Below are 19,691 nucleotides of genomic sequence, written 5' to 3'. Positions count from 1 at the left end.
CACGATGAAACCCGAAAGAGGCCCGGCCTTGGAGCTCCGCTCGATCCTGCCGCTGCTGCGCGAGCGCTGGAAGTCCGTGGTCGCCACCGTCCTGGCCGCGATCGCCGTCGGCATGGTGCTCACCGCCCGCCAGACACCCTGGTACGAGGCCAGAACCACGCTGTTCGTGTCCGCGTGGGCCGACGGCGGCGACGCGGCGAAGGCGTACCAGGCCGACCTGCTGTCCCAGCAGAAGGTGAAGTCGTACTCGGTGATCGTGCGCGACAAGCGGGTCATGCGCAGCGTCATCGACAAGCTCGACCTGGCCGTCACGCCGGACGCCCTCGCCGCGCGGGTCAGCACCGACACGCTCGAGGACACCGTGCTGCTGACCATCCGCGTCACCGACACCTCGCCGCAGCAGGCGCAGCGCATCACCGACGCCGTCGCCGACGAGTTCATCCGGCTCGTCCCGACCCTCGAGGCCACCCCCGACGGCAGCCCGTCACCCGTGCACGTCAGCGTGGTCAGCCCCGCGGACCTGCCCGGCGTGCCGGTCTCACCGCGGCCGCTGCACAACCTGGCGCTGGCGACGCTCGCCGGGCTGCTGGCCGGCGCGGCCCTCGCCACCGTCCGGCACGCCATGGACACCTCGATCAAGACCACCGAGCAGGCCGAGGAGATCACCGGCACGTCGCTGCTCGGCGTGATCCCGCGCAACCCGGACCAGACCGGCATCGCCGCCGTCACCGAGGAGGACTCCAGCGGCCGCCAGGTCGAGGCGTACCGCCAGGTGCAGACCAGCATGCAGTTCATGGACGCCGACCAGCGCACCAAGGTCGTCGTGGTGACCAGCTCCGTGCCCGCCGAGGGCAAGTCCGTCACGTCGTGCAACCTGGCCCTGTCGATCGCCGAGTCCGGGCGCTCCGTCCTGCTCATCGACGCGGACCTCCGCCGCCCGCAGGCCGCCGGCTACCTCGGCGTGCCGTCGGGCGCCGGCCTCACCAGCGTCCTGATCGGCCAGGCGGAGCTCGACGACGTCATCCAGCCGTGGGGCGACACGTCCCTCTCCGTGCTGGCCAGCGGTCCGGTCCCGCCCAACCCGAGCAAGCTCATCGGCTCCAACCACATGCGGCGGCTGCTGGACGAGCTGCGCTCCCGGTACGACATGGTCATCATCGACACCCCGCCGGTCCTGCCCGTCGCCGACGCGATCGTCCTGTCCGCCCTCAGCGACGGCGCGATCTTCGTCGTCCGCCACGGCCACACCCGCCGGGACCAGGTCGGCAAGGCGACCGCGGCGCTACGCCGTGCCGAGGTCGACGTGCTCGGCTTCATCCTGAACATGACGCCGCGGCACACCGAGGACGCCTACAACTACTACGACGCCTACTCCGCCGGGCACGCCGCCACCTCCGTCGGCACGCTCGCCGGACGCCTCACCGGCCTGCGCGAGAAGATCGCCATCCGGCTGTGAACACCAGCATCACCGCCACCGACCGCCAGTTCCGCATCCTGTACGTCTGCGTCGGCAACCTCTGCCGCTCGGTCCTCGCAGAGCACCTGACGCAGCGCGCCATCACCGAGTGGCCGCCGGCGCTGTCCCACCGCTTCCACGTCCACAGTGCCGGCACCCGCGGACGTGACCGCCAGCCGATGCACCCGTACACCGCGCAGGTCCTCACGGCCCGGGGCGCCTCTCCGGCGGCGTTCACGACCAGCCGGCTGACCGCCGTCGCGATCCGCGGGGCGGACCTCGTGCTCACCGCCACCGTCCGCGAACGCGACGACGTCCTCGCGCTGCACCCCGCGGCCGTCCGCCGCACGTTCACCATCAACGAGTTCGCCCGCCTCGCCCCGCCGGACGGCGGCGGTGCGCACGAGGCCGACCCGGACCTGCCCGAGGATCCGGTCGCGCTGGCACAGCAGCGGGTCGCCGCCGCGGTGCGCCGCCGCGGGCGCACCCGGTGCGCGACCGGGTCCAGCGTGGCGCCCGACGACATCCCCGACCCGGACCGGACCCTGGACGCCTTCGACGACTGCGCGACCGCGATCGACCGCGCGGTACAGGTGATCCTGCACGCGCTGAGCGGACCGCGGTGACCGACCGGCGGCCCGCCCTCGACGGCCTCCGCGCCGTCGCGGTCGCCGCCGTCGTCGCCTACCACCTCGACCCGCGGCTGCTGCCGGGCGGGTTCCTCGGCGTGGACCTGTTCTTCGTCCTCTCCGGCTATCTCATCACCGGCCTGCTCCTGCGCGAGGCCCGCAACGGTCCCGTCGACGTCATCGCGTTCTGGATCCGGCGCGGCCGCCGTCTGCTGCCGGCGCTGTTGCTGATGGTCGCCGCGGTCGCCGTCGCCGTCCGCCACTGGGAACCCGCCGGGCTCTGGGCCGACCGCAGGGGCGACCTCATCGCCGCCCTCTGCTACTACGCCAACTGGCAGGACATCACCGCGCCGCTGTCGTACTTCACGCAGACCGCCGCGCCGTCACCGCTGCGGCACATGTGGTCGCTGGCGGTCGAGGAGCAGTGGTACCTGCTGTGGCCGCTGGTGCTGCTGCCGGTCCACCGGCGCCGCCCCCGGCCCGCCACGGCCGCCACCCTGCTGGCCGTACTGGCCGCCGCCAGCGCACTGATCATGGCCGTCACCTACGACCCCGGCAACCCGATCCGCGCCTACGCGGGCACCGACGCCCGGGCCCAGGAGCTCCTCATCGGCGCGGCCCTGGCGCTCGTCGCGCGGCGCGCCGCCGGCGCGCGGCTGGTCACGCCGTTCGCGCTCGCCGCCTGCGCCGGGCTGATGCTGCTCGTCCACGACGCGGCACCGTTCTACTACCGCGGCGGCGCGGCGCTGGCATCGGTCGTCTTCGCCGCCCTCATCTGGGGTGTCGAGAGCGCCCCCGACACGCCCGTCGCCCGCCTGCTCGCCACCGCGCCGCTGCGCGGCACCGGCCGCGTCTCGTACGGCATCTACCTGTGGCACGTGCCGGTCATCGCCTTCACGCCGCACGCGCTGCCCTGGCACCTGTCCGGTGCCGGGACCGCCGCCGTCGCCGTGGCCGTCACCCTGCTGCTCGCGACCGGCTCATACCTGCTGGTCGAGCGCCCGGTCCTGCGCGGGCGGCCCCGAGCCGCCTGCCGGACCGGGACGAGGTTCGTCACCGCGGCCGTGGCGGCCCTCGCCGCCTGCGCGACGCTCGCGGTGACCGCCACCACCTACGCGACCGGCTACCAGGCCCAGCAGGTCGACGCCGCGCGGACCGCCGGCGAGCACGCGGTCGCCGCCGGCTCCGCGACCGGGGCGATCTGCCCCGACACGACGTCGATCTGCGTCCGGACCCTGCCCGAAGGGACCGGCCGTACCGTCGCCGTCGTCGGCGACTCGATCGCCCGGTCGCTCGACCCCGGCATCGCCGACCTCGCCGCCCGCAACGGCTGGGGTTACGTGCTCGCCGCCCACAACGGCTGCGGGCTCACCGGCCTGCTCAACACCGACGGCGCCCAGCCGAAACCGTTCATGCGGCAGTGCGCGGCGCAGACGCCGGCCCGCATCCGGCGGCTCCTCGACGAGCACCGTCCCGATCTGGTCATCGCGTATTCGCGGTGGGAGCTCATCACGCATCTCACCCCGTCCGGCGAGCGGGTCGAGCCCCTGTCGAGCCGCTGGAAGGCCGACGTCCACGAGCACCTGCGGGCGTTCGCGCAGACCGTGACGCGCGCGGGGGCGAAGCTGGTGCTGGTCGCCGTCCTGCCGCTCGTCCCGGCGGGCCCGGACTGCCTGCGCGACCCGGCCCCGCCGGCGTGCAGCGCGGCGCCGGACCCGCTGACCGAGGCCACGAACCGGATCTACGCCGCCGTCCGGGACGAGGTGCCCGGCGTGACCCTGGCGACGCTGCAGGAGTCGGTGTGCCCGGGCGGCACCTGCCGTCCCATCGTCGACGGCGTCCTGCTGCGCGTCGACGGCCTGCACTTCTCCGCCGACGGCGCCCGCTGGTTCGTCGCCCGGATGGCTCCGTTGCTGGCGCCCGGCGATTAGGCGACCTTCGGGCGGGCGGCGCGGAACACCTCGATGGCGACCTTCTTGCTGAACGCGTCGCTCGTGTCCGACATCCACACGACGACGCTGAACACGCCGCCGCCGAGCTCCACGCCGACCGCGCGGTCACCCTCGCCCGGACTGTAGTAGGCGTCGCGGGGGTTCGGCGTGATGACGCAGTCACCGGCCTTGCCACACGCGCGACGCGCGTCCGGCCCCGACGATGGCAGCAGACCCCCGGTCACGGGCCAGTCGAACGGGCGTGGATCGCGAAGGCGGTCAGCAGCACGATCGGGGCGAGGATGCCGGCAATCACCTGCGGCCTGCGCAGCAGCGGCCGACCGGCGTCCATCGGCCGGACGGGTGTACCGCCCGGCTGCGCGGCCGGGGCCGCCAGCGCGGTGACCTTCGTCATGGCGGCCCAGTTGAGCAGCAGGACGATCGGCGCGGCCACGGCGAAGATGCCGTACCAGCCGAACGTGAACATCTTCTGCTGGAGGTCCCGGAAGACGGCGGTGCCACAGTCGCGGCAGAACGGGCCCGGGCCCGGGTGTAGCCGATCCAGATCAGCACGGACTGGACGGCGCGGAACTTGGTGTCCGCGGCCGGCACCGCACCGCAGCAGCGGCACTGCAGGACCGGCGTCGACGGGCCCGGGTCCGCGCCGGCTGCCGACGCGTAGGCGGTGAGGCTGCCGCCGGCGCCGGTGGCGAGGCGGTGCATCACCTGCTGCGCGGGCCAGATCCGGGCGCCGCCGGGCAGGTCCAGGGCGGCGTGGTCACCGTCGCGGACCCAGGTGCCGCCCACCCGGCGCCGGATCACCTCGCCGACGTAGCCGCCCAGCATGGCCACCCGAACGTCCAGGTCCTTGCCGAGCAGGCCACGCGAGCGCGGGCGGCCGTCCGGCGCCTCCGCGTTCAGGAACCGCTCGATCTCCCACAACGACGACGGTGAGAAGTCGGCGCGGTAGCCGGCCGCCGTCAGCACTTCCACGGCCCAGTCCGCCCCCGCACGCACGTCATGGTCGATCGCCACGGGCATGATCTTGGCACATCGTGCGCCTGATCCCTAGAGCTGACGCTGCCGCCAGGTCAGTAAACGGCCGGGATTCGCCGCCGGAGGGCGATGTCGGCCAGCCGGGAGAGCATCTCGGCGCTGCGTGGGCCGAGCAGCGCCGTCTGGACCCGGCGCGGCAGGTACCGGCCGATGCCCTCGGTCAGCTCGTACACCATGGTCACCCGGGTGCCTCCCTCGACCGGTTCGAGGTCCAGCCGCACCGTCGCCGCGCCGATCGGCCACGCCCGGGCGTGCAGCTCGAGCATCTGGCCCGGGACCACCGCCCGCACCGAGGTCACGTCCGTGATGTGCAGCGGCCACGGCCCGACCTGGTGGTGCAGGCGGGTCCCGACCGCCGGCCAGCCCTCGTCGACGTCCCGGATGTGGGACGCACCGACCACCCAGCTGGCGTACATCCAGCCATCCGCCAGGACCGCGAAGACGCGATCGGGTGAGGTGCGGACGAGCTTGCGTCGCTTGGCCACTGCCGTCTCCCTTCGACGCCGGAGATCCGCAGTCTTCCCGCTTCCGGCCGGTTTATAGCAGGAACGCCGGCGTGCAGGCGCGGGAAGATGGTCGAGTGAAGGCGATCTACCCAGACAACGGTGATGGCGATCCGAATGCCGTGCCCGGCGTGTGCCCCGTGACCGAAGGTGCGACTTCACTCACGCTTGAAGTTGACGGAGAGCTTTTCGCCCTCACCCCGAACGAGTTCGGCGGCACCGACTACGCGTGGCTGAGCGGGCCGAACCCCGGCTACGGATTCGGCGTGAGTCCGACCCCGAACCTGTCACTCGACGAGCACAGAGAGCACATCCGCGGCTTCCTGGCCCAGGTCGACCCCGCCACCGGATACATCGAGGACGACTGAGGCACAGAGCCGCTTGAAGTTCCCGCCGGCGACCTCCGAACACAGAGGCGCATCAACTCCGTGGCCGGGCATCCTCGAGATCGGTAACCTCACGCCGTGACGCCCGCTGACCAAGAGGACCGGTCCTCCGACGCAGCGAGGGAGCCGGTCACATGACGGTTCACGGCTGCCGGAGCTGCGGAGCCGCTCTGACGGTTCCGGTGTCAAGGGTGGCGCTTCCCGTCCACACGTATCAGAGGTACGGCAACGGGCCGGGTTCACTCGACCCGTTGCTGGAACCCGGCACATTCGCGATGGATCCGCTGCCCTCCGGCTCGCCGGGGCGCCGGTGGGCCGAGCTCGAAGCTGGTGAGGCCGAGGCACTTGGCTGGTACGCGCCGAGGTTCGCCATCTCCGACGGACCGGCCGGCCAGGTGCTGCTCGCCCCGGGGGACGTCCGCGGCGTCTTCATCGATCCGGCGCTGGTGGGCGACTCCGCATGCTGCGGCCTCGACGGCAGCGAACCCAACATGGTCTGCGTCACCTGTGGCACGCCGGTGGCCACCCGGATCGACGACTGCGGCCTGTGGCAGGCGGTGTGGCTGGAGCCGCTGACAACCCACGTGATCGAGGAGGGTCCCGGTCCGCACCCGGTGCTCGACTGGAGGGACCTGATCGACCAGCGGCCCGGCATCCCGCCGTCCGAACCGGACGGCGGCTGGCACCCGATGTGGACGGCCGCCGTCGCCTCGGCGCTGGCGCACCTGCTGGCCGCCTCGGGCGGCGACCCGATCCTGATCCCGGATCACCGGGTCGCCGCCATCTTCCGGCCCACCCTCGACCGTCTCGTCGACCCGGTCAACGCGCGGTCCGAGTGCACCCTGGTCCTGGCCGGGCCCGGCCTTCCGGCCGCCGACGGCCACCTCGCCCTCGTCCCGGAGCATCCGCAGACCGGCGAACACTGGCCGGTGGCCCGGCCGGTGAAGCCGGTCCCGCTGGCCTGGGACGTATGGCGGCACCTCGCGTTCCACCGCGACGTCAAACCGGTCGGGCTGTCGGTTCCGATCCCGCCGGAGGCGCTGCCGCCGCTGTTCCCCAGTCACCGGCTCGATCCGGACGGGCGGATCTTCCTCAAGGTACTGGCCCGCCTGCCCGAGGTCAGGCGGCCCTGGCTGCGTGCCATCTACGACCGAGGCCGCCGCTTCGACTACTGCTTCTACGTCTTCTGACCCGGCCGACGGCCCCTTCAGGGATGGTTCATGACGCGTTCAAGCCGTGACGGAAGGCGTAGGTGACGGCCTGGGCGCGGTCGCGGGCGCCGATCTTCGTGAACAGGTGGTTGACGTGGCTCTTCACGGTGCCTTCGCTGACGACCAGGTGGGCGGCGATCTCGGCGTTGGACAGGCCGCCGGCCATCAGCGACAGCACCTCCGCCTCGCGGGGCGTGAGACCGTCCGGGAACGCCGGCCGTGGCGGCGGCGCGGTGGCGATCGCATCGATGAGGTGCCGTTGTACGGCCGGGTCGATGGCGGCGTGGTTGTCCAGGACCTGTTGCAGCGCCTCGTGGATCTGTGCGCCGCCGGCGTCCTTGGTCAGGTAGCCGCGGGCGCCGGCCCGGAACGCGTCCAGCACCGACCGGTCGTCCGAGTACGTGGTCAGCACGACCACCTTGACCTCGGGCGCCTCGGTGCGCAGGCGGCGGGTGGCCTCGATCCCGTCGCAGCGGGGCATCCGCAGGTCCATGAGCACGACATCGGGTCGCAGGGATTGGGCGAGCGTGACCGCCTCGTCGCCGTCGGCGGCCGTGCCGACCACCTCGAAGCCCTTCATCAACCCGAGCACCATGCTCAGCCCTTCGCGGACCACCCGCTGGTCGTCGGCGATCAGCACCCGGATCATGCCGGCACCACCAGCTCGACCCGGAACCCGTGGCCGGTGGCGCCCGCGCTGAGGGTGCCGCCGAGCAGTTCGGCCCGTTCGCGCATCCCGGTCAGCCCGTAGCCGTCGGTCTCGGCCGGGATCACGGGCGGGCGGTCGGCGAAGTCCTCCACGGTCAGGCGGGTGTCCGTCGACTCGTAGGCGAGCCGCAGCGAGACCCGCGTCGGCGACGCATGCCTGGTCACGTTGGTCAGCGCCTCCTGCGCCACCCGGTAGAGGGCCAGCCGGGCCTCCGGTTTCAGCGGGTGCGGCTCGCCGGACACCGCGAAGTCGCACAGCACGGCCTGGTCGCGGGTGAACTGCTCGGCCAGTGCGGCGAGCCGGTCGGGTCCGGGCAGGTCGTCGTCGCGCAGTGTGCCGATGGCCCGGCGCGCTTCCTCCAGGCCGGTGCGGGCGAGGTGGTGGGCGCGGTCGACGGCGACGGGCACGCGCGGGTCGGTCGGATCCTCGGTGATCAGCATCCGCGCCCCCTCCAGGTGCAGCAGCAGCCCGGACAGCGAATGGGCGAGCACGTCGTGCATCTCCCGGGCCAGCCACTGCCGCTCGGCCAGCCCGGCCGCCTCGGCCAGCGCCGCCTGGCCCTCTTCCAGCTGGGCGAGCAGCCGCTTGGTCTCACGCTGCGACTCGGCCAACCGGAACGCCAGGTACAGCAGGCCGAACAGCACGGCGAACCCGGCGAGCACGGCCAGGAAGCCGAAGTCCTGCCCGGTGATCGAGGCCACCATCTCCAGCACCACGAACGCCACGATCAACGCCGGGACGGCCACCCGGACGGGCATCAGCGCGGTCGCCGCGCACAGCACCGCGACCAGCACCGCCACCGAGCCCGGACCGCCCGGCTGCACCGCCACCAGCGCCACCGAGCTGACGAGCATCGCCCCGACGAAGACCACATGCGCCGGTCGGACCGGCAGCTCGGTGGTCGCGTTGCGGCCGAACACCCCGGTCACGAACACGGCGGTGGCCAGCACCACGATCAGCCGCTTCCCGGTCAGCCCGAATCCGGGCTCGGCGGTGGCCGCGGCCCACACGAACCATGCCAGCATCAGCGGCGTCAGCAACTGCATCCACCGTACGACCCGGAGACGGGTCAACGCGGGATCCTCCGTCTGCACCCTTCGACCCTAAACGGGTGCCGCCGTGCCGGCGTCGACCCGTCGGTAGAGGCGCGTCTCCACCTGCGGGTGGAGAGACGACTTCTACCCGCGCGCCGATGCCTCACCGCGCCCCTGGGAAGCAGTCTGGGCGGCATGGGAAACGACCACCTGCACACCGTCGTCAAGCTGCTGGCAGCCTTCCTGACGATCAGCCTGTCCACCGTCGTCGCCGCGGTGGTGATGCGTCACAACCCGGCGCTCGTCACCTCGGCCGTCTGGATCCGCACGCCGCTGGTCGCGGCGAGCGCGGCGGTGCTGCTCTTCCTGGCCCGCCGCGCGGCCGCCGGCGATCGGGGCTCGTTCCGCCGGCTGCGCATCATCTCGATGGTGGTGCTGGCGGCCATCGTCGGCGTCGTCGCCTGGCCGAACGCGTTCCCGACCTGGCTGCGTGTCGAGCAGGCCGTGTGCGGCGTGTTCATGCTCAGCGTCGCGGTCCGCACGAACCTGCGTACGGTCCGGTCGTCCATGGAACCCGGGCCGGCAGCATCGGCGCCCACCGCCGTCGCCGCGCGAAAGCCGGGGGCGTAGCGCGGCGGAACACGCCTCAGCCCTGCCACTTCCGGCGCACGGTGGCCTTGGGGCCGGTCACCAGCGTCGCCGCCGGGACGTCGTCGGCCACGACGGCGCCCGCCGCGATGACGGCGTCGCGGCCGATGGTGACGCCGGGCAGGATCGTGGCGCCGGCGCCGATCCAGACGTTCTCGGCCACGTCGATCGGCGCGCCGGTGAGCCACTCCCGGCGCGGCGCGGGGTCGACGGGGTGGCCGACGGTGATGAACGTGGCCTTCGGGCCGATCATCACGCGCTCGCCGAGCCGGATGCCGGCGTAGTCGAGGAACGTGCAGTTCTGGTTGATGAACACCCGCTCCGCGAGTTCCAGGCGCAGGCCGTGGTCGGTGTAGAACGGCGGGTAGATCGTCACCTTCGCGGGCAGCGGCCGGCCGAGGATCTGTTCGAGGAGCTCCGCCTTGCCCCGTTCGTCGTCGAACGGCAGGACGTTCAGGCGGGAGGTGAGCTCGGTGACCCGCAGCACCCGCTCGGACATCGCCTGGAACTCCGCGCTGCGGATGCGCATGAGCAGGTCATCGGGCATGTGGTGGTCCTTCCACGGTCCATGACGGTCGCCAGAGCGGCGCGGCGGGCTTCGGCAGGGTGTCGAGGTGCGAGACGATCCCGCGGAGCCCCGGGTGCGGGTTGGTCCGCGGCAGGATGAGCGAGATCGGGTAGACGATCGCGGGGTCCACGATGGGGATGCGGCGCAGGTCGTGGCCGGTCGGCCAGATGTACCGGTCGCGCGAGCCGACGAGTGTGGCGACGTCCGCGGACCCGGCGAGGACGTCCAGGAGGACCTCGTCGCCGAAGTGTGGTCCCGCCGCGTCCAGGCGCAGGTCGAAGGCGATGGTCAGCTGGTCGTAGAAGTCGGCCCACTCGCTGCGCGGCGCGATGCCCGGCACCCAGATCCGGTGCCCGCGCAGCTGTTCCGGCGTCAGTTCCCGCGCGGCGGCGAGCGGGTGCCGCGGCCCGGTGAGCAGCTCCAGCGGCGAGTCGAACGCGTGGATCATCCGTAGCTCGTGCGGCAGCGAGGCGGGCTCGGTGACGGTCCGGAACGAGGCGTCCACGTCACCGGCCGCGACGGCGGCGGCCGCCGTCCGCGGATCGTCGACCCGCAGCGTCACCACGTCGAGGTTCGTGCCGGGGTGCGACCGCCAGTACTCGTGCAGCACCACCGCCTGCGCGCTGCGCAGCCCGAGGACGTCGATCCGCAGCGCCCGGAAGCCGGGTCTGACGGCGGTGACGGCCCGCTCGACCGCCGCGACGATCCCCCGGGCGTGCGGCAGGAACGCCTGCCCGTCGGGCGTCAGCTCCACGCCGCGGGCGGTGCGGTTGAACAGCCGCACGCCCAGCTCCCGCTCCAGCGCGGCGATCCGCTTCGAGACCGCCTGCTGCGTCACCCCCAGCTCGAGCGCCGCATGGCGCAACTGCCCGAGCTCGGCCGCCCGGACGAACGACCGCAGCCCCTCCGTGTCCACCGGTACACCGTAAACACGTACAACCGATGGTTGTGGCTCATGTCTTGCCGAAACCTTTAGGCGTATTCATAGATATCTGACGATATCGTGTGGCGCATGGTGAATCTGCGTCCGTCCCGGCGCGCAATGATCCGCGCCTTCACCGTCATGGTGGGTGCCGCCGCCGCGGTCGTCCCGGTGACCGCCGCGCTCGCGGCGCCCACGTTCAAGGTCCCGTTCCCGTGCGGCCAGGTGTGGTCGGGTCAGACCCGCTCCGACCACAGCCCCGCCAACGCCATCGACTTCAACCGCGCCAACGACGACGGCGACCCCGTCGTGGCCAGCGCGTCCGGCACCGTCGACCGGGTGACCGACCTCGGCAACACCAGCTACGGCAAGTACGTGCGGATCGACCACGGTGGCGGGTACACCACCTACTACGCCCACCTGAGCCGCTTCAACGCGTCCGTCGGCCAGACCGTCCGCTACGGCCAGGTCATCGGCTACGTCGGCACGACCGGCGGCTCGACCGGACCCCACCTGCACTACGAGCAGCGCTCCGGCGGCACCGCCGTGAAGATCAAGTTCAACGGCACGCAGGCGCTGTACTGGGGCACGAAGAACTACACCAGCGACAACGGGTGCCCGTCCGGCTCCGCGAACGGCACGGTGAACACCTCCGGCACGCCGCTGACCGTGCGGTCCGGCCCCGGCACGAACTACGCCCCCGTCGACACGGTCGCCGACGGGGTCGCCGTGACGATCGGCTGCCAGACGACGGGCACGACGGTCGACGGCACGTACGGCACCAGCAACATCTGGGACCGGATCGGCTCCGGCCGGTTCATCGCCGACGCCTACGTCCTCACCGGCTACGACGGCTTCATCCCCGGCGTGCCACGCTGCTGACCGCCGCGCGGCGGTCCCGGTGCGGGTCCCGTCCTGGCGCAGGCCGGGACCCGCGTGAGCGCCTGCGGATGGTCACGGGTAGCAATGCGGGCCGTCAGGCTACGCGGATCCGCCCGTCAGAGCTGCGCTCGGGCCTGCTCGATGTGGCGGACGATGGCGTGGGCGCCGTTGGCGTCAGCGAGGGCGTGCGCCTCGTCGAGGGTGGCGAGCGCGTCCTCGCGGCGGTCCTGGGCGGCGGCGATGTAGGCCAGCCCGATCATGTTGGAGGCCACGCCCGGCAGGGCCCCGATCTCGCGGCGCAGGCGGGAGGACTCCTCCAGGCGCTCGCGTGCCTCGTCCAGCCGGCCGGCCCGGTGCGCCGCGATGCCCAGGTGCCGCAGCGCCTCCGACCAGGTCGGCTTGTCGCCGGTCCGCTCCGCCAGCAGGCGGGACCGCTCCAGGAACGGCACCGCGACCTCGTCGTCATGCCGGATGAACTGGTGCACGCAACCGACCCAGAACAGCGCCTCGGCCTCGCCGCGGGTGTCCCCCAGCGTCCGGTACAGCTCAAGCGCCCGCTCGAACAGCCGCAGCTCGGCGGGGTCCTCGGTCGGCGACGCACCAGTGTCGGCGGCGGCGTTCTGATACCGCGCGTGCAGGATCAGGCCGCGCGCCAGCGCCGTGTCGGCCTCGACCGCGTCCAGTCCTCGTTCGGCGCCGTCCAGCCCGCCCGGGTCGCCGCCGTACACCGCCCGCGCGTAGCCGTCCCTGGCCCGTTCGATCCGTTCGTCGCCGCTCATCGCCGCCCCCGTCGCCGTCGCCCCTGTCCTGCCGGCTCCGGCAGTCTCGGCCTGTTCGGCAACGCAGTCAACGGTCAGGCAGGCGGCGATGCCGGCGACCGCCCGCGGACATGTTCGACTGGCGGCCGCACCTCGGTTGAACACGGCCGCGGCGCAACGAACGGCGGCCCGGACTGACCGGAGGACCGTTGCGCGCGGTGGAGATCGTCGAGTTTCCTCAGCGCAACGGTTCTGGAGGGGGCAAACGCGTGCGGTTCCCGGTCACGGTGATGTTGTCCGGTTCGGCGCACGAGCTGCACGCGGAGGTGCAGCCGGACGCGCGGGTCGAGGACCTGGCCCGGGCCCTGGCGGCGCACTTCGCGACGCCCGGCGAGGTCGGGGTGGCGACGGCCGCCGGCCCCCTCGACGCCGACGCGTCGCTGGTGGATGCGGGTGTACGAGCCGGCGCCCTCCTGCACGTCACCCTCGGCACCGGTCCGGGCGCGGCCGCGCCGGCGACCGGGCAGGCCGCCGGCCGGCGGCTGCGGGTGGTCGCCGGGCCCGACGCCGGGGTGGTGTTCGCGCTGCCCGGCACGGGCACCGTCACGATCGGGCGGACCGCAGACAACGACGTGCAGCTGACCGGCACCGGGATCAGCCGCCGGCACGCCGCGCTGCGGGTCGGGCCCGGCGGGGTCGAGGTGTCCGACACCGGCTCGTCCAACGGCACCACCCTCGACGGGGCCAGGCTCACCGCCCCCGCCCGGCTCGTCCCGGGCGCGGTGCTGCGGATCGGCCGCGACGAGCTCGTCCTTGACCTCCTTCCGGCCGACGCCCCGGCGACCGACGCGCCGGACGCGGCGCGGCCCCTGCCGGACGGCACGCTGCGCGTGACCCGGCCGCACCGGTTCGTGCCGGCCGCGCCGGTGGTCACCGTCGACCTGCCGCGCCGCCCCGACGAGCGTCGCGGCGGGACCGCCGCCGTCGGCATCGGCGCCGCGGGCGGGCTCGTCCTCGGCGTGGTCGCGTTCCTCGTGTGGCACAACGCGATGTTCCTGCTGTTCTCCGGCGTGAGCACCGTGACGCTGCTGGCCACCGGCGTGTGGACGTGGTGGCGCGGGCGCAGCGACAGCCGGCGGGAGCAGCAGCGGTTCCGCACCGCCAGCGACGACCGGCAGGCCGAGCTGACCGCGCTGCTCACCGAGGAGCGGCAGCGACTGCTGGAGCAGTCGCCGGACGTCGCCGGCACCGTCCTGCTCGCCCAGCACCACGACGCGCGGCTGTGGCAGCGCCGGCCGACCCACGACGACTTCCTGCGGCTGCGCATCGGCGTGGCCGACCAGCCGAGCCAGATCACGGTCCGCGACCCGTCCGCCTCCCCGGACGCGCCACCGGTGCAGCAGCCGGTGCAGCCGCAGGTGCCGGTCCTCGCGGACCTCGGCACGGCCGGCACCGTCGGGATCGCCGGCCCGCGCGCGCAGGCCCGCGCCCTGGCCCGGTGGCTGCTGCTGCAGGCGGTCGTGCAGAGCGGCCCCGCCGACCTCAGCGTCGCCGTGCTGACCAGGGCCGGCGACGCAGCCGACGACACGGGCGCCGCCGCCTCCTGGGACTGGGTGCGGTGGCTGCCACACGCCCGCCCCGACACCGGTCCGCTCGCCCGCGTCGGCGTGGACACCGCGACGCTCACCCACCAGGTGGAGACCCTGGCGGCGGTCGTCGCCGCCCGGCGCCGCCCCGACGCGCAGCCGCGCCGGTTCGGGCACAACTGGCTCGTCGTCGTCGACAACCTGCCCGAGTTCGACGTGCCGGGGCTCGCCGACGTCCTCGCCCACGGCCCGGACGCCGGCGTGTTCATCGTCGCGGTGGGGCAGCTGCCGTACCGCTGCCCGATCACCGTCGACTTCACCGACGCCGCACGGGTCCGGCTGCGCCGCATGCACCAGCCGGACCTCGACGGGGTCGTCGCCGACCAGGTCAGCGCCGTCGCCGCGGAGCGGGCCGGGCGGGCGCTCGCGCCGCTGCGCGACCCGGAGACCCAGCACGCCGGCGGCGGCATGCCGGCCGAGGTGGCGCTGCTCGACCTCGCCGACACGGCCGACCTCGACGCCCGGTGGCGGCGCCGGCCGCGGCAGACCCGGGTCGCGATCGGCCGCACCGGCGACGGGCCGCTCAACGTCGACATCGCCGCACACGGGCCGCACCTGCTCGTCGCCGGCGCGACCGGCTGGGGCAAGTCCGCGTTCCTGCAGAGCCTCATCGGCGCGCTCGCCCTCGCCAACCGCCCCGACGAGCTCGGGTTCGTCCTCGTCGACTTCAAGGGCGGCGCGGCGTTCGCGGCGTTCGCCGACCTGCCGCACACCGTCGGCAGCATCAGCAACCTCGACGGCCGGCAGGTGATGCGGGCGCTGGACTCGCTCGCCGGTGAGCTCGACCGGCGGCAGCGGTACCTCGCGGCGGCCGGGGTGGAGAAGCTGGAGCTGTACCAGCAGCGCGCCGACGCCGGCACCCTGCCGCCCGGCTGCCCGCCGCGGCTGCCGCGGCTGCTGGTCGTCATCGACGAGTTCGCGATGCTCAAGGAGCAGCTGCCGGCGGAGATCCTGACCCGGCTGGTGCACGTCGCGACCGTCGGCCGGTCCCTCGGCCTGCACCTGGTCATCGGCACGCAGACGCCGCGCGGGGTGGTGCCGGCGGAGATCCGGCCCAACATCAACCTGCAGGTCGCGCTGCACCTGCCGGCCGAGCACTCCCTCGACGTCATCGGCCGGCCCGACGCCAGCACCCTGACCGGGAAGGGCCAGGCGTACCTGCGCCGCGGCGAGGACACCGACCTGGTGCTGTTCCAGTCCGCGTTCCTCGGCGGCGGCACCCGCCGCGCGCCCGGCGAACGGGTCCGGCTGATCCGCTCGCCGTGGCCGCGCCTGGGGTACCCGCCGGCCGACGCCGCCCGCAGCGCCGCCCGCGACGTGGACGTGCTCGTCGACGCGGTCCGCGCGGCGGCGCCCGCCGCCGGGGTGAGCGGACCGGAGCGGCCATGGCTGGACGAGCTGTCGGCGGCGCTGCCGCTGTCCTCGGTGCCCCTGTCCGCACCGTCCGGCCTGGTGTTCGGGCGGGAGGACCAGCCGGAGCTGCGCGCCCAGCCCGCCGCCGTCTGGGACCTGCACGAGGGCACCAACCTGCTCGTCGCGGGCCGCCCCCGGTCCGGCCGGAGCACCTTCCTGCGGACCGTGGCGGCAGCGGCCCTTCGTACCGGCGAAATCCACATCTATGTGATGGACTGCGGCGGCACCCTGGGCGACCTCGCGGCCCTGCCGCACTGCGGCGCGGTCGTGGACGCCGGCCAGCTGGACCGCGGCGCGCGGCTGCTGGCCCGCCTCGAGGCGCTGATCCGCGAGCGGGAGCGCGGCGGCGGCCCCCGCACGCTGCTGCTGGTCGACGACTGGGACACATGGCTGCAGACGTTCGGCGAGGTCGACCACGGCACCCTGTACGACGCGCTGGTCCGCATCGCCCGCAAGGGCCCGGCCGTCGGCGTGCACGTCGCGGTCGCCGGCAGCGGCGCACTGCTGACGTCGGGCCGCTTCCGGGCGCTGACCGAGTCGTCACGGGACCTGCTCGCGCTGCCGTTCGCACCCGGGGACCACGCGCTGCTCGGCATCCCGGCGACCGCCGTGCCCGGCGACCAGCGCCCCGGGCAGGCGATCCGGCTCACCGGCCGGCACCGCATCGTCCAGGTCGCCGTCGCCGACCCCGGTGTCACCGCCGCCGCGGTCACCATCCGCCCGTGGCGGGTCGACGAGCTGCCGGACCAGATCAGCGTCGCCTCGGCCGCGACCCTGCCCCGTGACTCCTCCCCGTCCGGGATCCCGGCCGGCGCCGGCGGCACCTCCCCGTCCTGGGTTCCGGCCGGCGTCGGCGGTGACGACCTGCACCTGCTCGGCGTCGACCTGACCGCCGAGGGCCCCGGCTTCTACGTCACCGGCGAGCGGCGCAGCGGGCGCAGCACCGCCCTGCTCGGCATCGCCCTGGACCTGCTGTCACGCGGCACGCAGGTCGTGATCCTCGCGCCGGTGCGGACCTCACCGTTGCACGCGCTGTCCGGTGTACCGGGGGTCGCGGCCATCCTGGGGGTCCGGCAGCCCTCCGTCCGCCAGGCGCAGCTGGCCCTCGCCGCCGCCGGCACCACCGGGTGCGTCGTCCTCGTCGACGACGCCGAGCACCTGCTGCGCGGCGACGCGGGCGCTGTCCTGCGCGAGTTCCTCCTCGAAACGGACCCCGCGCACCTCGGGATGGTCGTCGCAGCCGCCGTCGACGACCTGGCCGCACCACCGCCGGGCAGCTTCGCCGCAGAGGCCGGCCGCTCCGGCGCGGGCCTGCTGCTGGGCCCGCGCCAGCCGCGCGCCCACCTGTTCAACACCGTGGTGAAGATCCCGCAGGCGTACGTGACCGCCGACCCACCCGGCCGCGGCGTGCTGATCCGCCCGCGCGGCATGGCCCCCGTGCAGGTCCCCTACGCGACCACCGACGACGCGGCGGCACTGGTCGCGGCCCGCCCGCGGCGGGTGCCGCAGCTGCTGGGCATCACCGACGCCCTGGCCGGCCCGGCCCCCACGACCGTCCCCCGCCTCCGCTCGATCGTGGCGGAGCTGCTGGCCGCCGGCTTCGACGCTTTGGAACCGGCCGCGGCCACCCAGGCCCTCGAACTGGCCGGCGCCGGCTTCACCGGCTCCCCCACCGAACTCCTCGCAAAGGTCCGCCCCTTCAGCTGACTCGATCGGCTGAGACGGCCGTTCGTGACCCCACGATTTCAGGTGCCACAGCCTCGAACCTTGCGGAGCCGCACGGCCAGTCGAACCCCAGCGCTGTCCGGGCGTGGCAGCACGGCACCGTCACGGTCAGGTCGTCGAACTCGCCCGATACCCGATCACTGCTTCGGGTCGGCGGCGAGCTGGATGAAGAGGGCGTAGGCGGCGTCGACCTCGGCCGGGTCCTCGCCTGCGACGAGGTCGACGAGCAGGCCGCGGGTGACGGCGACGCCCAGCCGCAGCGACGCCCGGTCGGTCTCGATGCCGAGGCGTTCGCCGGCCTTCTCCGCGTCGTCGAGCCAGCTCGCGGTGAGGCCGTCCGGTCCCGGTGCGCCGCCGCGGGTGGTGAGGGCGAGCACCTCGAAGAAGAGCCGCACGAACGGGCGGACCTCGGGGCTCGACACGGCCTGCCACACGCCGGTCATCAGCTCGGCCGGGGTCGCCGCGGTCTCGGCGAGGGCGGCCATCGTGGCGCGCTGCTGGGCCTCCATCGCGCCGACGACGGCCGCGAGCAGTCCCTCCCGGGAGCCGAAGTGATACAGCAGCATCCGGTGGCTGGTGCCGACGCCGGTCGCGATCTCCCGCAGGCTGCGGTCGGCCAGCCCGTCGCGGGCCGCGAACTCGAGGACGCGGGCGAGCAGATCGTCACGGGACTCAGACATGTACCAGATGGTACAGTGGCCACATGCGCTACGAGGAATTCACCCGAATTGACGCGCCGGTCGACCTGATGTGGCGCCTGACCACCGAGGTCGAGGACTGGCCGAAGTTCCTGCCGACCGTGCAGCGGCTGGAGCGGCTCGACGGCGGCGAGCTGCGGGTCGGCAGCACCGCCCGGATCAAGCAGCCGGCGCAGAGCAGCGCGGTCTGGACCGTGACCCGGCTCGAGCCGGAGCGCGAGTTCACCTGGGAGACCAGCCGCAAGGGGCTGCGCCTGACCGGCCGCCACCTGCTGGAGCCGGCCGGCTCGGGCACCCGGATGGGACTCGTCATCGAGACCGACGGCCCGCTGTCCGGCGTCATGGCGGTGCTCGGCGGGCTGATGCGGTCTTCGCTGCGCCAGGAGGCGGCAGGCTTCACGCGCCAGGCGGCCGCCGTCCGCTGAATCCCAATTGCGTGGCGACGTCCGGGGTCCTTGCACGAAAATGGCAGCCATGGATCGGATCGAGGTGGTCATCGCCCATCACGAGCGCGCGACGCTGCGCGTCGGTGACGTGTTCCTGAAGGTCGACACCGATCAGGCACGCGTCGACATCGAGGTCGAGGCGATGACCCTTGCGCCCGTCCCGACGCCGGAGGTCCTGTGGCGCAGGCCGCCCGTGCTCGCGCTCGCCGCCCTCCCAGGGGTGGCGCTCGGCCGTCTCGGCGAGCCGTCGACCGCGTCGCCGGCGGCGTGGGCCGCGGCGGGCGCCACCGTGCGGAAGCTGCACGACGCGCCCCTGCCACCCTGGCCCGGCTGCACCGTCGACGCCATCGCCGCGGACCTCGACACCGAGTGCACGTTGCTCATCGCGAACGACGTCCTCCCCACCGACCTCGTCACCCGCAACCGCCAGGTCGCCGAGGCCGCGCTCCGCCCGTGGACACCCGCGTTCACCCACGGCGACCTGCACATCTCCCACGTCTTCGTCGACGGCGACGAGGTCACCGGCGTGCTCGACTGGTCCGAGGCGAGCCGGGGCGACGCCATGTTCGACCTCGCCAGCCTGACGCTCGGCCACGAGGAGCACCTCGACGACGTCATCGCCGGCTACGGCCCCGGCGCCGACCTCGACGCGATCCGCGCGTGGTGGTCGCTGCGCAGCCTGCTGAACGTCCGCTGGCTGGTCGAGCACGGCTTCGACCCGTCCAAACCGGGCTGCGAGATAGACGTGCTCCGCGCCCGCATGTGACGCCATGGGCGCTCGGCAGCGCCGGCTGTCGGCCGGCCCGGGCGATCCCGACGGGTGGCCTGCGGCTCCGTCAGGCCGTCGGGTCGTGCTTGAAGGCGACCGTCACGGCGGGGGCGGGCACCGCGGCGCGGTTGCCCTGGTGCGGTAGTTTCGCGGGTCGCCGACCGACGGCGTGTGCCGAAGCAGGAGCTACCTTGACAGTCCTCCCCGCCCTAAAGGGCGGGGATTCCCTGGGTCACCCCAGGGGGTTCCTGCTTCACCGACGACTGCCTCGTCCGAGAGGACTCTCGTTGAGGTCTTACAC

20 protein-coding genes are annotated in these 19,691 nt (G+C 73.6%); 10 read left to right on the top strand and 10 right to left on the bottom strand.

The features are described from left to right. Positions 1-4 precede the first annotated feature (4 nt). From ABD332_RS55555 to ABD332_RS55545, 3 genes are read left to right on the top strand one after another with little or no spacing between them, the layout of a single operon-like run. Positions 5-1,456, top strand: coding sequence for a tyrosine-protein kinase domain-containing protein (locus tag ABD332_RS55555; protein ID WP_344514484.1), 1,452 nt, complete (start codon positions 5-7; stop codon positions 1,454-1,456). Beyond that, entirely contained in the window at positions 1,453-2,082 is a 630-nt protein-coding gene (locus ABD332_RS55550) for an arsenate-mycothiol transferase ArsC (protein WP_344514482.1), read from the top strand. Before ABD332_RS55555 ends, ABD332_RS55550 begins: the two co-directional genes overlap by 4 nt. Further along, positions 2,079-4,016, top strand: a complete 1,938-nt coding sequence (locus tag ABD332_RS55545) for an acyltransferase family protein (protein WP_344514480.1) — start codon at positions 2,079-2,081, stop codon at positions 4,014-4,016. Before ABD332_RS55550 ends, ABD332_RS55545 begins: the two co-directional genes overlap by 4 nt. On the opposite strand, the gene ABD332_RS55540 is transcribed toward ABD332_RS55545, so the two are convergent. Genes ABD332_RS55540 through ABD332_RS55525 form a run of 4 tightly spaced genes read right to left on the bottom strand, consistent with a single transcriptional unit; the run spans position 4,013 to position 5,557 of the window. Next, positions 4,013-4,261: a hypothetical protein gene (locus tag ABD332_RS55540; protein ID WP_344514478.1), complete on the bottom strand. Its 249-nt coding sequence runs from the start codon at positions 4,259-4,261 to the stop codon at positions 4,013-4,015. The genes ABD332_RS55545 and ABD332_RS55540 overlap by 4 nt on opposite strands. Beyond that, positions 4,258-4,470 (bottom strand): hypothetical protein, encoded by a 213-nt coding sequence (locus ABD332_RS55535; RefSeq protein ID WP_344514476.1) that lies wholly within the window; start codon positions 4,468-4,470, stop codon positions 4,258-4,260. The genes ABD332_RS55540 and ABD332_RS55535 overlap by 4 nt, the downstream gene beginning before the upstream one ends. Continuing rightward, positions 4,428-5,051 (bottom strand): hypothetical protein, encoded by a 624-nt coding sequence (locus ABD332_RS55530; protein WP_344514475.1) that lies wholly within the window; start codon positions 5,049-5,051, stop codon positions 4,428-4,430. The genes ABD332_RS55535 and ABD332_RS55530 overlap by 43 nt, the downstream gene beginning before the upstream one ends. 56 nt (positions 5,052-5,107) lie before the next feature. After that, positions 5,108-5,557, bottom strand: coding sequence for an SRPBCC family protein (locus tag ABD332_RS55525; RefSeq protein WP_344514473.1), 450 nt, complete (start codon positions 5,555-5,557; stop codon positions 5,108-5,110). Positions 5,558-5,652: 95 nt separating this feature from the next. Between ABD332_RS55525 and ABD332_RS55520 the strand changes: the two genes are divergently transcribed. Beyond that, on the top strand, positions 5,653-5,943 hold the full coding sequence (locus tag ABD332_RS55520) for a hypothetical protein (RefSeq protein WP_344514471.1): 291 nt from the start codon (positions 5,653-5,655) through the stop codon (positions 5,941-5,943). Positions 5,944-6,095: 152 nt separating this feature from the next. Continuing rightward, positions 6,096-7,151: a hypothetical protein gene (locus ABD332_RS55515; RefSeq protein ID WP_344514469.1), complete on the top strand. Its 1,056-nt coding sequence runs from the start codon at positions 6,096-6,098 to the stop codon at positions 7,149-7,151. Between the two features lie 28 nt (positions 7,152-7,179). Here the strand turns inward: ABD332_RS55515 and ABD332_RS55510 are convergent, their stop codons facing one another. Continuing rightward, on the bottom strand, positions 7,180-7,821 hold the full coding sequence (locus ABD332_RS55510) for a response regulator (protein ID WP_344514467.1): 642 nt from the start codon (positions 7,819-7,821) through the stop codon (positions 7,180-7,182). After that, positions 7,818-8,975, bottom strand: a complete 1,158-nt coding sequence (locus ABD332_RS55505; protein ID WP_344514466.1) for a sensor histidine kinase — start codon at positions 8,973-8,975, stop codon at positions 7,818-7,820. The genes ABD332_RS55510 and ABD332_RS55505 overlap by 4 nt, the downstream gene beginning before the upstream one ends. A gap of 135 nt (positions 8,976-9,110) precedes the next feature. Between ABD332_RS55505 and ABD332_RS55500 the strand changes: the two genes are divergently transcribed. After that, positions 9,111-9,545 carry a hypothetical protein gene (locus ABD332_RS55500; protein ID WP_344514464.1) on the top strand — a complete coding sequence of 145 codons (435 nt, stop codon included), beginning with the start codon at positions 9,111-9,113 and terminating at the stop codon, positions 9,543-9,545. 16 nt (positions 9,546-9,561) lie between these two features. On the opposite strand, the gene ABD332_RS55495 is transcribed toward ABD332_RS55500, so the two are convergent. Both ABD332_RS55495 and ABD332_RS55490 read right to left on the bottom strand, forming a co-directional pair. Then, on the bottom strand, positions 9,562-10,110 hold the full coding sequence (locus ABD332_RS55495) for a DapH/DapD/GlmU-related protein (RefSeq protein WP_344514462.1): 549 nt from the start codon (positions 10,108-10,110) through the stop codon (positions 9,562-9,564). Then, on the bottom strand, positions 10,100-11,047 hold the full coding sequence (locus ABD332_RS55490) for a LysR family transcriptional regulator (RefSeq protein WP_344514461.1): 948 nt from the start codon (positions 11,045-11,047) through the stop codon (positions 10,100-10,102). The genes ABD332_RS55495 and ABD332_RS55490 overlap by 11 nt, the downstream gene beginning before the upstream one ends. Before the next feature lie 96 nt (positions 11,048-11,143). Between ABD332_RS55490 and ABD332_RS55485 the strand changes: the two genes are divergently transcribed. Next, positions 11,144-11,935 carry a peptidoglycan DD-metalloendopeptidase family protein gene (locus ABD332_RS55485; RefSeq protein ID WP_344514459.1) on the top strand — a complete coding sequence of 264 codons (792 nt, stop codon included), beginning with the start codon at positions 11,144-11,146 and terminating at the stop codon, positions 11,933-11,935. A 116-nt stretch (positions 11,936-12,051) separates the two neighbouring features. Here ABD332_RS55485 and ABD332_RS55480 read toward each other — a convergent pair whose 3' ends face one another. Then, positions 12,052-12,714, bottom strand: coding sequence for a tetratricopeptide repeat protein (locus ABD332_RS55480; protein ID WP_344514457.1), 663 nt, complete (start codon positions 12,712-12,714; stop codon positions 12,052-12,054). Positions 12,715-12,962: 248 nt separating this feature from the next. On the opposite strand from ABD332_RS55480, the gene ABD332_RS55475 reads away from it, so the two are divergent. Next, positions 12,963-17,459, top strand: coding sequence for an FtsK/SpoIIIE domain-containing protein (locus ABD332_RS55475; protein WP_344514455.1), 4,497 nt, complete (start codon positions 12,963-12,965; stop codon positions 17,457-17,459). Between the two features lie 155 nt (positions 17,460-17,614). On the opposite strand, the gene ABD332_RS55470 is transcribed toward ABD332_RS55475, so the two are convergent. Beyond that, on the bottom strand, positions 17,615-18,157 hold the full coding sequence (locus ABD332_RS55470) for a TetR family transcriptional regulator (RefSeq protein ID WP_344514453.1): 543 nt from the start codon (positions 18,155-18,157) through the stop codon (positions 17,615-17,617). Between the two features lie 23 nt (positions 18,158-18,180). Between ABD332_RS55470 and ABD332_RS55465 the strand changes: the two genes are divergently transcribed. After that, on the top strand, positions 18,181-18,600 hold the full coding sequence (locus ABD332_RS55465; protein ID WP_344514451.1) for an SRPBCC family protein: 420 nt from the start codon (positions 18,181-18,183) through the stop codon (positions 18,598-18,600). A gap of 49 nt (positions 18,601-18,649) precedes the next feature. Then, positions 18,650-19,387 carry an aminoglycoside phosphotransferase family protein gene (locus ABD332_RS55460; protein ID WP_344514449.1) on the top strand — a complete coding sequence of 246 codons (738 nt, stop codon included), beginning with the start codon at positions 18,650-18,652 and terminating at the stop codon, positions 19,385-19,387. The last annotated feature ends 304 nt before the right edge of the window (positions 19,388-19,691 follow it).

Origin of the sequence: Dactylosporangium maewongense, assembly GCF_039531485.1 — a bacterium.
GTDB lineage: Bacteria > Actinomycetota > Actinomycetes > Mycobacteriales > Micromonosporaceae > Dactylosporangium > Dactylosporangium maewongense.
This window is presented reverse-complemented; position numbering and strand designations above follow the sequence as displayed.